Genomic DNA, 15990 nt, shown 5'->3' on the forward strand with positions numbered 1-15990 from the left:
GGGGCCTCGGGGCGGAGGGTCAGGCCTTGGCCGGGGTGTCGGGCGTCGGGCGGGGCGGGACCACCGTCAGGCGGGCGCGCCTCTTCGCGCGGCGGCGTTCCCGGCGCAGCTCGACCATCGTGTAGAGGGTCGGCACCAGGAGCAGGGTCAGCAGGGTGGAGCTGACCAGGCCGCCGATGACGACCACCGCGAGCGGCTGTGAGATGAAGCCGCCCTCGCCGGTGACGCCCAGCGCCATCGGCAGCAGGGCGAAGATCGTCGCCAGGGCGGTCATCAGGATCGGCCGCAGGCGGTGGCGGCCGCCCTCGACGACCGCCTCGACGACGCCGAGGCCCTGCGCCCGGTACTGGTTGACCAGGTCGATGAGGACGATCGCGTTGGTCACGACGATGCCGATGAGCATCAGCATGCCGATCATCGCCGGGACGCCCATGGGGGTGTCGGTGGCGATGAGCAGGCCCAGCGCGCCGGTGGCGGCGAAGGGGATGGAGACCAGCAGGATCAGCGGCTGGACCAGCGAGCGGAACGTCGCGACCAGCAGCATGAACACGATCGCGACGGCCGCGAACATGGCCAGGCCCAGCGAGGCGAAAGCCTCGTCCTGGTCCTCGGAGACGCCGCCGATGGTGGCCGTGGCCCCCTCGGGCAGGTCCAGGCCCTTGAGCTTGCTCTGGAGCGCGGCGCTGACCGCGCCCGTGTTGTCGCCGACCGGCTTGGCGGTGATGGTGGCGGCGCGGGCGCCGTCGATCCGGGTCATGGCGACCGGGCCGGGGACGACCTTCACCTCGGCGATGTCGCCGAGCCTGGCCGGGCCGACCGGCAGGGCCTGGAGTTCGGCGAGGGTGGTGGCCGGCTGCGCGGAGCGGACGACGATGTCCCGCTCGGTGTCGTCCAGGACGGCCTTGCCCACCGGGTTGCCGCGGACGGCCTGCGCGACGAGTGCGCCCAGGGCGGCCTGGTTCAGGCCCGCCTCGGCGGTCTTCGGGGTGGCGGTGACCGAGATGCGGGGAACGGACTGGGCCAGGTCGCTCTGTACGTCGGTGACGTCCTCGAGGGTGGCCACCTCGGCGCGGACCTGTTCGGCGGCCTTGGCGAGGACGGCGCCGTCGCCGGCCTTGACGACCACGCTCAGGTTCTGGCTGCCGAAGCCGCCGCCCGCCGAGACGGAGGTGTCGCCGATGCCCTGGAGCTTGCCGAGGGCGTCCTGGATGCGCTGCTTGACGGCGTCGGACTGGCCGGCGTCGTCCAGGGTGACCTGGAAAGAGGCCTGGTTGGTTCCGGTGCCGCCGCCGAAGGCCGCGAGGAAGCCGGAGGAGCCGACGGTGACCTGCTGGTCCTTGACGCCCTCGATGGAGGCGAGCGCCTTCTCCACCTTGCGGCTCGCCTCGTCGGAGGCGGCCAGCGAGGTACCGGCGGGCAGTTGCTGCTTGACCGTCAGGACGTCCTGGTCGCCCTGGTCGAAGAAGTTCGTCTTCAGCAGCGGGGTCATCCCGAAGGTGACGACGAGGACGAGGACCGCGATCGCCACGCTGGTCAGGCGGCGGCGGGTGGCGAAGCCCAGGACCCGTACGTAGAAGCGCTGGAGGCGGCTGTTGGCCTCCTTCTCCTCGGCCGCGCGGCGCGCCTCCCCGGGGTCCTGCGAGGTGCCCTTGGGGGCGCGCAGGAACCAGAACGACAGGACCGGGACGACCGTCAGGGACACCAGCAGCGATGCCAGCAGGGCGGCGGTGACGGTGAGCGAGAAGGAGCCGAACAGCTCGCCGATCATGCCGCCGACGAGGCCGATCGGCAGGAAGACGGCGACGGTGGTGAGCGTGGACGAGGTGACCGCGCCGGCCACCTCCTTGACGGCGGTGGTGATCGCGGCCTCGCGCTCCTCGCCGTAGCCGAGGTGGCGCTTGATGTTCTCCAGGACCACGATCGAGTCGTCGACGACCCGGCCGATGGCGATGGTGAGGGCGCCCAGCGTCAGCATGTTGAGGGACAGGTCGCGGGTCCACAGCACGATCAGGGCGAGGACCACGGACAGCGGGATGGAGACCGCGGTGACCAGCGTCGAGCGGATCGAGGCCAGGAAGACCAGGATCACGACGACGGCGAAGGCGAGACCGAGCAGGCCTTCGGTGGTGAGGCCCGAGATGGAGCGGGCGACGGCCGGGCCCTGGTCGCTGACGACGGTCAGCTCCGCGCCGGGGCCGAGGGCCGAACGAAGCTCGGGGAGCTTGTCCTTGACGGCGTCGGAGATGGCGACGGCGCTGCCGTCCTTGTCCATGGTGAGGACCAGGGCCAGGCTGGGCTTGCCGTTGGTGCGGGTGAGGGAGTCGGCGCGGGCCGGCTCCTGCCTGACGGCGGCCACGTCGCCGAGGCGGACGGCGGGCTTGCCGGGGCCCGCGGTCAGGCGGAGGTCCTCCAGCTGGGCGAGGGAGGTGTAGCCGGAGCCCACGCGGACGGTGCGGTTCTTGCCCCCCTCGTCGAAGGAGCCGGCGGGAACGGTCGTACCGCCCGCCTTGAGGCCTTCGGCGAGCGCGGCCCCGTCCAGGCCGGCCGCGGCGAGCCTGGCGTTGTCGGGGGTGACGGTGACCTGGAGGTCGCGCACACCGTCCACGCTGACCTGGCCGACGCCCTCGACGTCCTCCAGGACGGGGACGACGGAACGGTTCAGCTGGTCGGCGAGCGCCTGCTGGTCCTTGTCCGAGGTGACGGCGAGGACGACGGTGGGGATGTCGTCGGTGGAGCCGGCCACCACCTGCGGGTCCACCTCGGCGGGCAGCCGGACGCGGGCCCGGTTGACGGCCTGCTGGACGTCGGCGACGAGCTGCTTGGTGCCCTCGTCGCCGTAGTCGAAGGTGGCGCGGATGAGGGCGTTGCCCTCGCTGGCGGTCGAGGTGATGCCGGTGATGCCGTCAACGCCCTTGAGGGTGTTCTCGATCGGTTCGACGACCTGCTTCTCGACCACGTCGGGCGAGGCGCCCTGGTACGGGGCGAGCACGGAGACCATCGGGAGTTCGATGGACGGCAGCAGCTGCTGCTTGAGCTGCGGGATGGCTATGGCCCCGAAGACGAGCGCGACGATCGACACGAGGCCGACCAGCGCTCTCTGGGCGAGGCTGAAGCGGGACAGCCAGGACATGGTGTGGGATCTCTCTGCAGTGTCGTTCGCGAGGGCCCCCCAGCCTTTCGCACGCCGGGGCGCCGGTGCGTCGCTCCCAGGTGCCGTCCTCGTGTGCGGCATACCGCGTCCGCAGTACTCCGTCCTACTGCGGCCCGCCGCCGGTCATTCGGCGCGCGGCCGGACCAGTCCCGATTGGTACGCGATGACCACCAATTGCGCCCTGTCCCGCGCCCCGAGCTTGGCCATGGCCCGGTTGACGTGGGTCTTCACGGTGAGCGGGCTGACCTCGAGCCGGGCGGCAATGCCGTCGTTGGAGAGGCCGCCGGCGACCTGTACGAGGACCTCGCGCTCGCGGCCGGTCAGCGCGGCGAGCCGTTCGGCGTGGGCCGAACCGGGGGCGGGGGCGTCGGCGCGGCCGCCCTGGGCGAGGAAGCTGGCGATGAGCCCCTTGGTGGCGGCCGGGGAGAGCAGCGCCTCGCCGGCGGCGGCGACGCGGATGGCGGTGAGGAGTTCCTCCGGCTCGGCGCCCTTGCCGAGGAAGCCGGAGGCTCCGGCGCGCAGGGCCGCGGCCACGTACTCGTCCACCTCGAAGGTGGTGAGCATGACGACGCGGACGCCCGACAGCTCCGGGTCGGCGCTGATCATGCGGGTGGCGGCGAGCCCGTCGGTGCCCGGCATCCGAATGTCCATCAGGACCACGTCGGCCCGCCGCTCGCGGGCGAGGGCGTAGGCCTGGGCGCCGTCGATGGCCTCCCCGACGACCTCCATGTCGGGCTCGGAGTCGACGAGCACCTTGAACGCGCTGCGCAGCAACGCCTGGTCGTCGGCGAGCAGGACTCGGATGCGGGCGGGGCCGGCGTCGGCGGGGTCGGTCATACGGGTCAGGGTAGGCGGCCGCTCCCGCGCGCCGGCCGACGAGGCGGGGCCGCGGGGGGGGGCGGCCCGGGGCGGTGGCGTCCGCCCCGCCCCTCGGCCGGGGTTCAGCCGAGGGCGAGGACCAGCAGCACCGTGGTCGCGCCGACCTCGCTCAGGGCGCCGAAGACGTCCCCGGTGACCCCGCCGAAGCGGTGCGTGCAGCGGCGCAGCAGGAGTTCGGCGGCGGCCACGGCGGCGAGGACCGCCGCGGCGTGCTGGGCGGCGGCGAGCGGGCCCGCCGGGAGGGCGGCCAGGGCGGCCGCCACGGCGACGGCGGTGGCCACCGCGGCGGCCGCGCTGCGCGGGACCACGCCGGCCACCGCCGCGCCGAGCCCCTCGGGCCGTGCGGCGGGGACCCCTTCGCGGGAGGCGAGCGTCATCACGAGGCGGGCGGTGACGGCGGCGAGTACGGCGGCCAGCGCGCCCCGGATCCAGCTGTCGGCGTACGCGTTGGCGAGGGCCGCCACCTGCACCAGGAAGACGACCAGCAGGGAGATGACGCCGAAGGGGCCGATGTCGGACTGCTTCATGATCCGCAGGGCCTCCTCGGCGGGCTTGGCGCTGCCCAGGCCGTCGGCCGTGTCGGCCAGGCCGTCCAGGTGGAGCCCGCGGGTCAGCGCCGCCGGGACGGCGACGGTGACGGCGGCGGCGAGCAGGGGGCCGCCGCCGAGGAGCAGCAGGAGCGTTCCGGGCACGGCGGCGAGCAGTCCGACGACGAGGCCGGCGAGCGGGGCGCAGGCCATGCCGGTGCGGGCGGCGGGGCGGTCCCAGCGCGTGATGCGGGCGGGCAGCACGGTCAGGGTGCCGAAGGCGAAGCGGATCCCGTCGGGCAGCGAGGCGCGCCCCTGGGGAGGCGGCGGCAGTGGATCATCGGTCGAATCTGTCATCGGCGGGAACGCTACCCGCTTACGGTGGACGGTAAATTGCTCAATACGTGCCATATCGGGAGCGGGTGTCGTGGGTCACTGGTGGGAACGGAACATCGTCGAGCCGGGCAAGCTCCCGCTGTTGCTCGCCCTGGTGTCCTTCGTGCTGTCGTTCCTGGTCACACGCGTGATCACGCGGCTGATCCGGGCCGGCCGCGGCCCCTTCAAGAACATCACCCCGGGCGGGCTGCACGTCCACCACGTCGTCCCCGGCGTGGTGCTGGTGATCGTCGGCGGGTTCGGCGCGATCGGCAGCGGCGGGCACAGCTTCGGCGCGTGCCTGTCGGCGGTCCTCTTCGGACTGGGGGCGGGCCTGGTGCTGGACGAGTTCGCGCTGATCCTGCACCTGGACGACGTCTACTGGAGCGAACAGGGACGCAAGAGCGTCGAGGTCGTGGTGCTGACGGCCGCGCTGGTGGCGCTGGTCCTGGGCGGCTTCCTGCCCCTCGGGGTCAACGAGCTGTCACCGGAGGAACGGCACAGCCGCGGGCTCGTCGTCATGAACACCGCCACCAACTTCTTCCTGGCCCTGATCGCCCTGTGGAAGGGCAAGCCGCGCACCGCGATATTCGGCCTGGTGATCCCCTTCGTGGCGCTGATCGGCGCGGTGCGCCTGGCGCGGCCCGGTTCCCCGTACGCCAGGCGCTTCTACGCGAAGCGGCCGCGCGCCCGGGCCAAGGCGGGGCTGCGGGCCTTCCACCACGACCGGCGCTGGGCGCGGCCCCGGCGCAAGTTCGAGAACTTCATCAGCGGGCTCTCCGACCCGGAGAAGGCCTCGGCGGAGAAGCACGGGGCCGGCGCCGGGAAGGGCGAGTGACGCCGGGGGCGGGGCGGACGGCACGAAGGGCCCGCCCCCGCGTACGGGGGCGGGCCCTTCGCCGTCGGTGTACCCGGGGCCGCGTCAGCCCGGGATCAGGCCGTCGTCCCTGAGCATCGCCCGCACCTCGTCGAGCGTGGCGTCCGGTCCGGGCAGGATCAGCTCGGACGGCTCCAGCGCGTCGTCCGGCAGCGGGCTGCCGAGCCGCCGTACGGCGTCGAGCAGCGCGCCCAGCGTGCGCCGGAAGGCGTCCTGTTCGCCGCTCTCCATCTCCGCGAGCAGCTCGTCGTCCAGCTTGTTGAGCTCGGCCAGGTGCTCGTCCCCGAGCCTGACCTGCCCTTCCCCCATGATGCGGACAATCATGTCGGGCCCCTGTCCTACTGCTTGTCGAACCGGTGCTGGGTCTGCTGCGGCTGGGCGGTGCCCGGGGCGCCGCCCTCGAGGGCCTGCTGCTGGGCGGACGGGCCGCCGGCCAGCTCGGCCTTCATCCGCTGGAGCTCCAGCTCGACGTCGCTGCCGCCGGAGAGGCGGTCGAGCTCGGCCTGGATGTCGTCCTTGGAGCCGAGACCACTCTGGTCGTCCAGGGCCCCGGAGGCCAGCAGCTCGTCGATCGCGCCCGCCCGGGCCTGGAGCTGGGCCGTCTTGTCCTCGGCCCGCTGGATGGCCAGGCCGACGTCGCTCATCTCCTCGGAGATGCCGGAGAAGGACTCCGCGATGCGGGTCTGCGCCTGGGCGGCCGTGTACGTGGCCTTGATGGTCTCCTTCTTCGTACGGAAGGCGTCCACCTTGGCCTGGAGGCGCTGCGAGGCCAGCGTCAGCTTCTCCTCCTCGCCCTGGAGGGTCTGGTGCTGCACCTCCAGGTCGCTGACCTGCTGCTGGAGGGAGGCACGGCGGGACAGGGCCTCGCGGGCCAGGTCCTCGCGGCCCAGGGCGAGGGCCTTGCGGCCCTGGTCCTCCAGTTTGGCGGACTGGCTCTGGAGCTGGTTCAGCTGGAGCTCCAGGCGCTTGCGGGAGGTCGCCACGTCGGCGACGCCGCGGCGCACCTTCTGCAGCAGCTCGAGCTGCTTCTGGTACGAGTAGTCGAGGGTCTCGCGCGGGTCCTCGGCCCGGTCAAGGGCCTTGTTCGCCTTCGCGCGGAAGATCATCCCCATACGCTTCATGACACCGCTCATGGGCTTCGCGCGCCCCCTTCTGGACGGACTGTGTTCCAGGTCACCGACAGGACCCACAGTACGGGCCCTGTCTCCATTACCGCACTGTTCGAGTACGGATGCGCTCCTCCTCGAGGACGAGTACCCCCGCCGCCGTGTCAGGCGTGAGGAGTAGGTGGTCCCCGAGACCCCACGGGCCCGCGAACGCCGGGACGCGGGAGGTGCGCACTGGGTAGACGCCCGCCGTTGCCGGATCGTTCCCCGCCGGGGTGGGGCGGGTGGCCCCGACCACGTAGGCTTGGGTTTTGTGTTTGGTAGCCGCTCCTCCAAGGAAGAGAAGGCCTCCGCCACCGACAAGGTGAGCGCCGGCCCTTCGCAGCCCCGTGACCCGCAGGCCCCGAAGGGCCGCCCGACGCCGAAGCGTGCTGTGGCCCAGTCGCAGCGCAAGGCCGTGGTGGCCTCGACCGGCAACCGCAAGGAGGACGCCAAGCGAGCCCGCGAGCGCCGCCGCGAAGAGATGGCCAGGCAGCGCGAGGCGCTGGCCAACGGCGACGAGCGCTATCTGCCCGCCCGTGACAAGGGCCCGGTGCGCCGGTTCGTCCGTGACTTCGTGGACTCCCGCTTCTCGGTCGCCGAGATGTTCCTGCCGCTGGCCGTGATCATCCTGGTGCTGAGCATGATCCGGGTCCCCTCGATCCAGAACGTCGCGCTGATGCTGTGGCTCGGCGTGATCGTCCTGATCATCCTCGACTCCGTCGGCCTGTGGTTCCGGCTGCGCAAGGCGCTGAACGAGCGCTTCGCGGACGAGCCGCGCCGCGGCGCCGTCGCGTACGGCCTGATGCGCACCCTCCAGATGCGCCGCCTGCGCCTGCCCAAGCCGCAGGTCAAGCGCGGAGAGCGGCCCTGACCGGAGCGGCGCCCGGAGCACCGGGGGCATCGCGGGGGGAGGGCTTCTCAGGAGGAGCCCGGCTGTGGCTGGAGGGCCTGGGCGGACTGCGCAACGCCGTCCGCCAGGAACTCGTGGGCCGGCAGGTCGAGGAACAGATCACGCACCGCTTCCCGGTCGGGCAGCGGCTGCGGGTCCTCGACGTCGGCATGGGCCAGGGCACCCAGGCGCTGCGCCTGGCCCGGGCGGGACACCGGGTCACCGGCCTTGAGCAGGACGCCGCCATGCTGGCGGTCGCGCACGCGGCGCTGGCCGCGGAACCGGCCGGGATCCGCGACCGGGTCGAGCTGGTGGAGGGCGACGGCCGGGAGACCGGCGCGCACTTCGAACCGGGCAGCTTCGACGTGGTGCTGTGCCACGGAGTGCTGATGTACGTGTCGGAACCCGACGCCATGCTCGCGGGGCTGGCCAGGATGCTCGCCCCGGGCGGGCTGCTGTCCCTGCTGGTGCGCAACGGCGACGCGCTCGCGCTGCGGCCGGGGCTCTCCGGGGACTGGGCGGGGGCGCTGGCCGCCTTCGACACCGTCGACTACACGAACCGGCTGGGCCTGGACGTACGGGCCGACCGGCTCGCCGACCTGACGGCGACGCTGTCGGGGATCGGCGCGCCGCTGCACACCTGGTACGGGGTACGGGTCTTCACGGACGGGACCGAGGCGGCGGCGGAGCTGCCGCCGGACGACGAACTGGAGCGGCTGCTGGCCGCCGAGGAGCGGGCCGGCCGCACCGACCCCTACCGGGGGGTCGCGGCGCTGCTGCACCTGTGCGGAGTGCGGGGATAGCCCGCCTGGATTGCAGAGCCCCGGGGGACCACTCCCCCGGGGCTCCGGCGTGTTCCGAGCACCGCTCGACCCCGTCGCGGGCCGGGGGCACCGCTGCGCGGGGCCGTGTCCCCCACCCGCCCTTCCACCGTTCCCAGGGGCTCCGCCCCTGCCCCGTTGCGCTCAAACGCCGGCGGGGCTGTTGAACAGCCCCGCCGGCGTTTGAGGCGCGGGGGTCTGGGGGCGGAGCCCCCAGGGGGTCCGGGCGCAGCCCGGGGAACGGGCGAAGGGCGGGGAGGGGACCCCGCTCCGCGCAGCGGCCCACCACCCGCACCCGGCCCACCGGCACGGCCCGGCACCGCAGGGCACACCCCCCGGCCAGGGGTCAGGCCTCCGTGGCCGCGCTCAGGCTCATCGGGTAGATCTCCGTGCCGTCCTCGAAGAGGGTCACCCGCTCCGCGCCGCCGTCCAGGAGCTCCTTCCAGACCTCGCCGAGCCAGGTCTCGGCGTCCCCCTGCGTGGGGAACTCCTCCGGCTCCACCGCCGGGGCCACCTCGCTGCCGTCGGCCGCTTCGAACCGCCACGTCCACGCCATGTCCGCCTCCGTTGTTCGTCCGCGATCTCACGCTTCTCGCCTTGAGTGTGCCCGCAGAGTAGCCGGGCGCGCACCACTACCGGCGACGCGGGAGGATCTCCGTGTGGAACTCACTCTGCTCGGCACCGGTACCCCTGAAGGACTGCCCCGCCCCGGCTGTCCCTGCGCCGCCTGCGCGGTCTCCGTGGGCACCCGGGCCCGCGCGGCGACCTCCGTCCTGGTGGACGGGGCGCTGCTGCTCGACCTGACCCCCGGGGCGGTGCTGGCCGGTGCCCGCGCGGGGCATTCGCTGGCCGGCGTACGGCAGGTGCTGCTGACGCACCCCCACGACGGGCCGGCCGTCGAGCTGCCGCCGGGGCTGCCCGCCGCCGGGCGGGTCCCGGACGGGCGGGAGCTCGCGGTGATCAGCGGTCACCGGGTGCGGGCGGTGCCGATGGACGCGCCGGGGACCGGGTACGAGGTCACGGGCCCCGACGGGAGCCGGCTGCTATACCTGCCCCCGGGCGGGGCGCCGGCCGGAACCAACGGCGGCACCGCGCAGCGCCCGTACGACCTGGTCCTCGCGGACGTCCTCGGCCGGCCCGAGGCGCTGGCCCGGCTGCGCGCGAGCGGCGCCGTCGGCCCCGCCACCGACGTGATCGCCGTACACCTGGACCACGACACCCCGCCGGGCCCGGAGCTGGAGCGCCGGTGCGCGGCGGCCGGGGCGCGGGCCGTGCCGGACGGCACCACCGTGGTGGCCGGCGACCACGACGCGGCACCGGACGTGCCGCGCCGCACCCTGGTGCTGGGCGGGGCCCGCTCCGGCAAGTCCTTCGAGGCGGAACGGCGCCTGGCCGCCTTCCCCGAGGTCGTCTACGTCGCCACCGGCGGCACCCGCGACGGCGACGCCGAATGGGCCCAGCGCGTCGGCCTGCACCGGGAGCGGCGCCCGGCCACCTGGCGGACGGTGGAGACCTGCGAACTGGTGCCGCTGCTGGAGCAGTCGGGGCCGCCCCTGCTGATCGACTGCCTCGCGCTGTGGCTCACCGACGCCATGGACCGGGCCGGGGCGTGGGACGACGCGGTGTGGGCGGCCACCGGCCGCAAGGCCCTGCGGGAGCGGACCGCGGAACTGGGCGCGGCGGTCCGCGCCGCGCGCCGCACCGTGGTCCTCGTCAGCAACGAGGTGGGCTCCGGGGTGGTCCCGGCGACCGCGTCCGGGCGGCGGTTCCGCGACGAGCTGGGCCGCCTCAACAACGCGGTGGCGGGCGAGTGCGAGCACGTGCTCCTGGTGGTCGCGGGGCAGGCGCTCGTCCTCAAGGCACCACCGCGGTGAAGCGGACCCGGCACACCCCCTGAGGGAGTGTCGGGACGGCTGTAATCTCTGGCAGATGACCACGCTGAATCTCGACGACTTCTCCGATCTGATCGAACGCCCCGACGGGGGCGTGCGACGTGACGCCGAGGAGCGCCGTGAGCGGCTGGCCGTGCCGCCCGGCGCCCTGGGCCGGCTCGACGAGCTCGCCGAATGGCTGGCCGCCGCGCAGGGCCGGGTACCGGTCAGGCCGATCGAGCGGCCGCGGGTCGTGCTGTTCGCCGCCGACCACGGGATCGCCTCCCAGGGCGTCTCCGCCCGGCCCGCGGGCAGCGCCCACGAGCTGGTGCGCGCGGTACTGGACGGGACCAGCCCGGTGGCGGTGCTGGCGGGCCGGTTCGGGGCGGGCGTACGCGTCGTGGACGCGGGCCTGGACTGCGAACCGGAGCTGCTGCCCGAGGACGTGGTGCGCACCCGCGTACGGCGGGGCAGCGGCCGGATCGACGTGGAGGACGCGCTGACGGCCGAGGAGGCCGAGGACGCGCTGCGGCTCGGCATCCAGGTCGCCGACGAGGAGGCCGACTCCGGTACGGACCTCGTCGTCCTCGGCGATCTGAGCGTGGGCGGCACCACGGTGGCGGCCACGCTGGTGGCCGCGCTCTGCGGGACGGACGCGTCCGTGGTCACCGGCCGCGGCGGGCTGCCCATCGACGACCTGGCCTGGATGCGCAAGTGCGCCGCCATCCGCGACTCCCTGCGCCGGGCCCGCCCGGTGCTCGGGGACCAGATGGCGCTGCTGGCGGCGGTGGGCGGCGCGGACGTCGCCGCGATCACCGGTTTCCTGCTCCAGAGCGCGGTGCGCCGTACGCCGGTCATCCTCGACGGGGTCGTCTCGGCGGCCTGCGGACTGGTGGCCCAGCGGGCCGCCTTCCGCGCCCCCGACTGGTGGCTGGCCGGGCAGTCCAGCGGGGAGCCGGGCCAGGCCAAGGCCCTGGACCGGATGGCACTCAACCCGGTGCTCGACCACGGCGTCACCGTAGGAGAGGGAACCGGGGCCCTGCTGGCGCTCCCCCTGGTCCAGGCGGCCGCCGCGCTCGCGGCGGAACTCCCGGAGAGGGCTGCCGCGCAACAGCCGACGGACTGAGACAACGGGCACTACGGGCCTGGCCAGTCCGCAGTGCTCGCACTGCGCTGCGGACCGGCGACGCCCCATATCATCGCTTTTCATGGGAGAGGTCCGCTTGACCAGCGTAGACACCGACCGGAGCCTCGATCAGGCTTCCGGCAAGGGTTCCAACAACAAGAAGGAGAAGGAGCAGGGAGGGGAAGCGGCCGCGAAGCCGGAGAGCCGCAGGGGCACTCCCAGGTCGCGGCACAGTGCCGCCTTCGCGGTCTGGTACCTGCGGGCCGTCACCTTCGTGAACTTCCTCAGCGCGGTGTGGCTTTCGCTCGGGCAGGACCTGCGCCGGCACAACACCGCCGACTTCTACACCCCGTACCTGCTGACGGCCGGCTTCGCCTCCGGGCTGTTCTCGCTGCTGCTCGCGGTCACCATGGGCCGCCGCAAGCGGGCCGCCTGGATCCTGAACCTGGTGGTCGGCGGGATGTTGCTGCTGGCCTTCGCGGTCGCCGCCTTCGCCCCCTGCACGGGCGGCGAACTCAACATGTGCTACCCGGAGTTCCGTGAGCACGCGCAGAACTGGGTCTCGCTCGTCCTGACGGCGGCGTTCGTGGGCGCCCTGCTGCTGGGCCGCCACGAGTTCTACGCGAAGGGCGACCGCTCCAACCCGAAGCTCGCCACCGCGGTGGCCGCCGTCGGCCTGCTGCTCACCTCACTGATCGCCGCCCTGCTGGTCGGCGCCACCAACACCGACGCCGACCGCGCCGACGCCACGTTCCTGGCGCGCTGGCGCTACGGCGTGATGCGGCTGATCACGCTGGCGCCCGACGACAAGGCCTACCGCGCGATCACCACGCCCGCCTGGGTGGACGTGTTCATCAACGTGATGTCGATGCTGCTGCTGCTCGCCGTGCTGTTCGCGGCGTTCCGCTCGCGGCGCGCCGTCGACCCGCTCACCCCCGAGGACGAGGAGCGGCTGCGGGCGCTGCTCGCCAAGCAGGGCGACCGCGACTCGCTCGGCTACTTCGCGCTGCGCCGCGAGAAGTCCGTGATCTGGTCCCCGACCGGCAAGGCCGCCGTCACCTACCGCGTCGTCGGCGGGGTCTCGCTCGCCTCCGGCGACCCCATCGGCGACCCCGAGGCCTGGCCGGGGGCGATCGAGCCGTGGCTGGCCGAGGCCCGCGAGCACGGCTGGGTGCCGGCCGTGATGGGCGCCAGCGAGGAGGCCGGGCAGATCTACGCCCGGCACGGCCTGGACGCCCTGGAACTCGGCGACGAGGCCATCGTGGAGACCGACGAGTTCACGCTGGAGGGGCGCGCCATGCGCACCGTCCGGCAGGCCTACAACCGGGTCAAGCGGGCCGGCTACACGGTCCGCATCCGCCGCCACGCCGAGATCCCGGCCGAGGAGATGGCCGTCCTGCTGGAGCGGGCCGACGACTGGCGCGACGGTGCGACCGAGCGCGGCTTCTCCATGGCGCTGGGCCGCCTGGGCGACCCGGACGACGGGCAGTGCGTGATGCTCGAGTGCACCGACGGCAACGGCGACCTGCGCGCCGTGCTGTCCTTCGTGCCGTGGGGCCCCAAGGGCCTGTCCCTGGACCTGATGCGCCGTGACCGGGATTCCGAGAACGGCCTGATGGAGTTCATGGTCATCGAGCTGCTGGAACGCTCGAAGGAGATCGGCGTCACACAGGTCTCGCTCAACTTCGCGATGTTCCGTTCCGTCTTCGAGCGGGGGTCCAAGCTCGGCGCGGGTCCGGTGCTGCGCATGTGGCGCTCGCTGCTGAGCTTCTTCTCCCGCTGGTGGCAGATCGAGTCCCTCTACCGGGCCAACGCCAAATACCGCCCGATCTGGGAGCCGCGGTTCATGCTCTTCGAGAAGAGTTCGGACCTGCTGCGGATCGGTATCGCCGCGGGCCGGGCCGAGGGCTTCCTGGAAGCACCCGGCCTGCCCAAGTGGCTGCACCGCAAACACCTGGAGACGATTCGTTGACGTCCTGGAAGACGGAGGTCCGGCAGTTCGCCCGCCGCGAGTGGGGTCCCCTCTCCGGGATCGTGCGGGACGCGCTGGCCCGCGACCGGTGGCGGGCCGCCCCGATGACCCTCGGGGCGGTCGGCCTGACCTCCGTCTTCCAGGTCGTGCAGAACACCGCCTGGGGTTTCCAGCCGGTCCAGAACCTGGGCTCCGTCAAGGCCGCGGACCCCCTGTGGCTCGCGCTGCTGCGCACCCCGCTGTCCCTGTTCGTACCGGCCCTCGACCTGCCCGTGTGGGGGGCGCTCGCGCAGATCCTGCTGGTCTTCGGGATCGCGGAGATCTGCATCGGCTGGTGGCGCACCCTGCTCGTCGGGTACGTGGCCACCCTCGCCGGGACCACCTACGCCCGGATCGGGCTCTCGGTGGGCCCCGACCACCCCTTCGGCCTGCCGGTGACCGACCGGGTCGTCAACGACACCGGGCCGTCCGCGGCGGTGGTGGGCCTGGCCGTCTACGTCTGCTGGCGCTACCGGGCGTACCTCACCGGGGCCCTGGTGATCCTGGTGATGACCGGCGAGGTGCTGGTCAAGAACAACCTGGCCGGCAAGGAGCACTTGGCGGCCCTCGCCGCCGTGATGGCCGTGTGCGTGGTGCGCGCCAAGTGGGGGCCGGCCCGCTCGCGGACCCCGCTCGGCCCCCGGCCGCCGTCACCCCCCGCCGGTCCCCCTCCCCCGGGGCCCGCGCGGCTCTAGGACGAGCCCGTACCGTATCGGGGTGACGACAGACCACGGCCCCTTCTCCCGCACCCGGCAGTGGATGCGGGAGCATCCGCTCGCCACCGACGCCGTCCTCGCGTTCGGGGCGCTGGTGTCCATGGTCGTCGGCTCCTTCGCCGAGCCGCACGGGCCGCACGGGCCCACCTTCGGCACCCGTACGCCCGACGCGTTCTCCCTGCTGCTGATGCTGCTCGGCGCGGCCGCCCTGGTGCTGCGGCGCCGCCGGCCCCGTACCGTGCTCGCCGTCACCTGCGGGCTGTCGCTGCTGGAACTGACCACCGCGGAGCCGCGGGCGCCCGTCGCCATGAGCGCGGTGATCGCCCTGTACGCGGTGGCCGCGTCCACCGACCGGCCGACCACCTGGCGGACCGGGCTGCTGACGATGGCGGGGCTCACCGGGGTGGCGATGCTGGCCGGCCCGATGCCCTGGTACGCGCAGGAGAACATCGGCATCTTCGCCTGGACCGGGATGGCCGCGGCCGCCGGAGACGCGGTGCGCAGCAGGCGGGCCTTCGTCGACGCGATACGGGAGCGGGCCGAGCGGGCCGAACGGACCCGTGAGGAGGAGGCCCGGCGCCGCGTCGCGGAGGAGCGGCTGCGCATCGCGCGGGACCTGCACGACGTGGTGGCCCACCACATCGCCCTGGTCAACGTGCAGGCGGGGGTGGCCGCGCACGTCATGGACAAGCGGCCCGACCAGGCGAAGGAGGCCCTCGCGCACGTACGGGACGCCAGCCGCAGCGCGCTGAACGAGCTGCGCGCCACCGTCGGGCTGCTGCGGCAGTCCGGTGACCCGGAGGCGCCGACGGAACCGGCGCCGGGGCTGGCCCTGCTGGACGAACTGCTGGACACCTTCCGGCACGCCGGGCTGCCGGTGGCGGCGACCGTCCAGCTGGGCACCGGCACCGGCACCGAGCCGCTGCCGGCGGCCGTGGACCTGGCGGCGTACCGGGTGATCCAGGAGGCGCTGACCAACGTCCGCAAGCACGCGGGCCCGGGGGCGCGGGCCGAGGTGAGCGTGGTGCGGGTGGGGCCCTCGGTGGAGGTGACGGTGCTGGACGACGGGGGCGACTCGGCGGACTCGGCTCCGGGCCAGAGCGACCCGGGCGGCGGACACGGCCTGCTCGGCATGCGCGAACGGACCGGCGCCCTGGGCGGTTCCTGCTTCGCGGGCCCCCGCTACGGCGGCGGCTTCCGCGTCCACGCGATCCTGCCGGCGTGAGGGGGGCGGGGTCGGGGCCGGGTGAGCGGTAGCCCCTTGGGCGGTCTCACAGTTGGCTTGGGGGGTTCCCGTCAGTCCCATCGTCGTTCCGTGTCGTGCCGGCCCGTCAAGGGCGCTCCTTCGTCGCGTCGCTCCGCGATTTCGCTGCGCTCAACCCTTGACAGCCCGACCCGCCCCGGAAAGCCGAAAGACTGCCGGGAACCCCCCAAAAGAACGGTCACCAGGGAGGACAGGCAGGAGCGGCCCCCTCAGGGACGAGACGAGGGGTTGGGGGCATGACTACCTGCACGAAACGCCGACCAGGACAGCAGGGGGAGCGCCCCAACGCGACAGATCGCTACGCGCTCCTCTTTGCTCAGCGCCCGGCGGCCGTC

Annotated in this window: 14 protein-coding genes; 8 read left to right on the forward strand and 6 right to left on the reverse strand. The window is 73.6% G+C overall.

All coding sequences use genetic code 11. The annotated features are described in order from the left end of the window. Positions 1-19: 19 nt before the first annotated feature. The 3 genes from ACZ501_RS01820 to cobS form a co-directional block, all read right to left on the reverse strand. A complete protein-coding gene (locus ACZ501_RS01820; RefSeq protein ID WP_468791715.1) occupies positions 20-3130 on the reverse strand; it encodes an efflux RND transporter permease subunit in 3111 nt (1036 codons plus the stop codon). A 144-nt stretch (positions 3131-3274) separates the two neighbouring features. Continuing rightward, positions 3275-3988, reverse strand: coding sequence for a response regulator (locus ACZ501_RS01825; RefSeq protein ID WP_468791718.1), 714 nt, complete (start codon positions 3986-3988; stop codon positions 3275-3277). A 104-nt stretch (positions 3989-4092) separates the two neighbouring features. Continuing rightward, positions 4093-4914: an adenosylcobinamide-GDP ribazoletransferase gene (cobS, locus tag ACZ501_RS01830; protein ID WP_468791721.1), complete on the reverse strand. Its 822-nt coding sequence runs from the start codon at positions 4912-4914 to the stop codon at positions 4093-4095. 70 nt (positions 4915-4984) lie between these two features. On the opposite strand from cobS, the gene ACZ501_RS01835 reads away from it, so the two are divergent. Next, a complete protein-coding gene (locus ACZ501_RS01835; protein ID WP_361605391.1) occupies positions 4985-5770 on the forward strand; it encodes a hypothetical protein in 786 nt (261 codons plus the stop codon). Between the two features lie 84 nt (positions 5771-5854). Here ACZ501_RS01835 and pspAA read toward each other — a convergent pair whose 3' ends face one another. Then, complete coding sequence (gene pspAA, locus ACZ501_RS01840; protein WP_361605394.1) at positions 5855-6133, reverse strand: PspA-associated protein PspAA; 279 nt, start codon at positions 6131-6133, stop codon at positions 5855-5857. Between the two features lie 14 nt (positions 6134-6147). Next, positions 6148-6942 (reverse strand): PspA/IM30 family protein, encoded by a 795-nt coding sequence (locus tag ACZ501_RS01845; protein ID WP_361605397.1) that lies wholly within the window; start codon positions 6940-6942, stop codon positions 6148-6150. A 277-nt stretch (positions 6943-7219) separates the two neighbouring features. Between ACZ501_RS01845 and ACZ501_RS01850 the strand changes: the two genes are divergently transcribed. After that, a complete protein-coding gene (locus ACZ501_RS01850) occupies positions 7220-7828 on the forward strand; it encodes a DUF3043 domain-containing protein (RefSeq protein WP_468791724.1) in 609 nt (202 codons plus the stop codon). Between the two features lie 113 nt (positions 7829-7941). Then, positions 7942-8649 carry a class I SAM-dependent methyltransferase gene (locus tag ACZ501_RS01855; protein ID WP_468791727.1) on the forward strand — a complete coding sequence of 236 codons (708 nt, stop codon included), beginning with the start codon at positions 7942-7944 and terminating at the stop codon, positions 8647-8649. A 364-nt stretch (positions 8650-9013) separates the two neighbouring features. On the opposite strand, the gene ACZ501_RS01860 is transcribed toward ACZ501_RS01855, so the two are convergent. After that, complete coding sequence (locus tag ACZ501_RS01860; protein ID WP_468791730.1) at positions 9014-9223, reverse strand: hypothetical protein; 210 nt, start codon at positions 9221-9223, stop codon at positions 9014-9016. A gap of 103 nt (positions 9224-9326) precedes the next feature. Here ACZ501_RS01860 and ACZ501_RS01865 point away from each other — a divergent pair, with 103 nt between their 5' ends. The 5 genes from ACZ501_RS01865 (at position 9327) to ACZ501_RS01885 (ending at position 15616) form a co-directional block, all read left to right on the forward strand. Further along, positions 9327-10541 (forward strand): bifunctional adenosylcobinamide kinase/adenosylcobinamide-phosphate guanylyltransferase, encoded by a 1215-nt coding sequence (locus ACZ501_RS01865; RefSeq protein WP_468791733.1) that lies wholly within the window; start codon positions 9327-9329, stop codon positions 10539-10541. A 55-nt stretch (positions 10542-10596) separates the two neighbouring features. Beyond that, positions 10597-11664 carry a nicotinate-nucleotide--dimethylbenzimidazole phosphoribosyltransferase gene (gene cobT / locus ACZ501_RS01870; RefSeq protein ID WP_361599937.1) on the forward strand — a complete coding sequence of 356 codons (1068 nt, stop codon included), beginning with the start codon at positions 10597-10599 and terminating at the stop codon, positions 11662-11664. Positions 11665-11746: 82 nt separating this feature from the next. Continuing rightward, positions 11747-13636 (forward strand): phosphatidylglycerol lysyltransferase domain-containing protein, encoded by a 1890-nt coding sequence (locus ACZ501_RS01875; protein WP_361599934.1) that lies wholly within the window; start codon positions 11747-11749, stop codon positions 13634-13636. Next, positions 13633-14370, forward strand: a complete 738-nt coding sequence (locus ACZ501_RS01880; protein WP_468791736.1) for a hypothetical protein — start codon at positions 13633-13635, stop codon at positions 14368-14370. The genes ACZ501_RS01875 and ACZ501_RS01880 overlap by 4 nt, the downstream gene beginning before the upstream one ends. A 22-nt stretch (positions 14371-14392) precedes the next feature. Beyond that, positions 14393-15616, forward strand: coding sequence for a sensor histidine kinase (locus ACZ501_RS01885; protein WP_468791739.1), 1224 nt, complete (start codon positions 14393-14395; stop codon positions 15614-15616). Positions 15617-15990 lie beyond the last annotated feature (374 nt).

The organism is Streptomyces sp. NPDC034085 (genome assembly GCF_055575555.1).

Excerpts from the sequence above, each read along its gene's own strand:
- ACZ501_RS01860 (WP_468791730.1), bottom strand. The coding sequence starts at position 9,223 with ATGGCGTGGACGTGGCGGTTCGAAGCGGCCGACGGCAGCGAGGTGGCC.
- ACZ501_RS01875 (WP_361599934.1), top strand. The coding sequence starts at position 11,747 with ATGGGAGAGGTCCGCTTGACCAGCGTAGACACCGACCGGAGCCTCGAT.
- ACZ501_RS01845 (WP_361605397.1), bottom strand. The coding sequence starts at position 6,942 with ATGAGCGGTGTCATGAAGCGTATGGGGATGATCTTCCGCGCGAAGGCG.
- ACZ501_RS01825 (WP_468791718.1), bottom strand. The coding sequence starts at position 3,988 with ATGACCGACCCCGCCGACGCCGGCCCCGCCCGCATCCGAGTCCTGCTC.
- pspAA (WP_361605394.1), bottom strand. The coding sequence starts at position 6,133 with ATGATTGTCCGCATCATGGGGGAAGGGCAGGTCAGGCTCGGGGACGAG.
- cobT (WP_361599937.1), top strand. The coding sequence starts at position 10,597 with ATGACCACGCTGAATCTCGACGACTTCTCCGATCTGATCGAACGCCCC.
- ACZ501_RS01820 (WP_468791715.1), bottom strand. The coding sequence starts at position 3,130 with ATGTCCTGGCTGTCCCGCTTCAGCCTCGCCCAGAGAGCGCTGGTCGGC.
- cobS (WP_468791721.1), bottom strand. The coding sequence starts at position 4,914 with ATGACAGATTCGACCGATGATCCACTGCCGCCGCCTCCCCAGGGGCGC.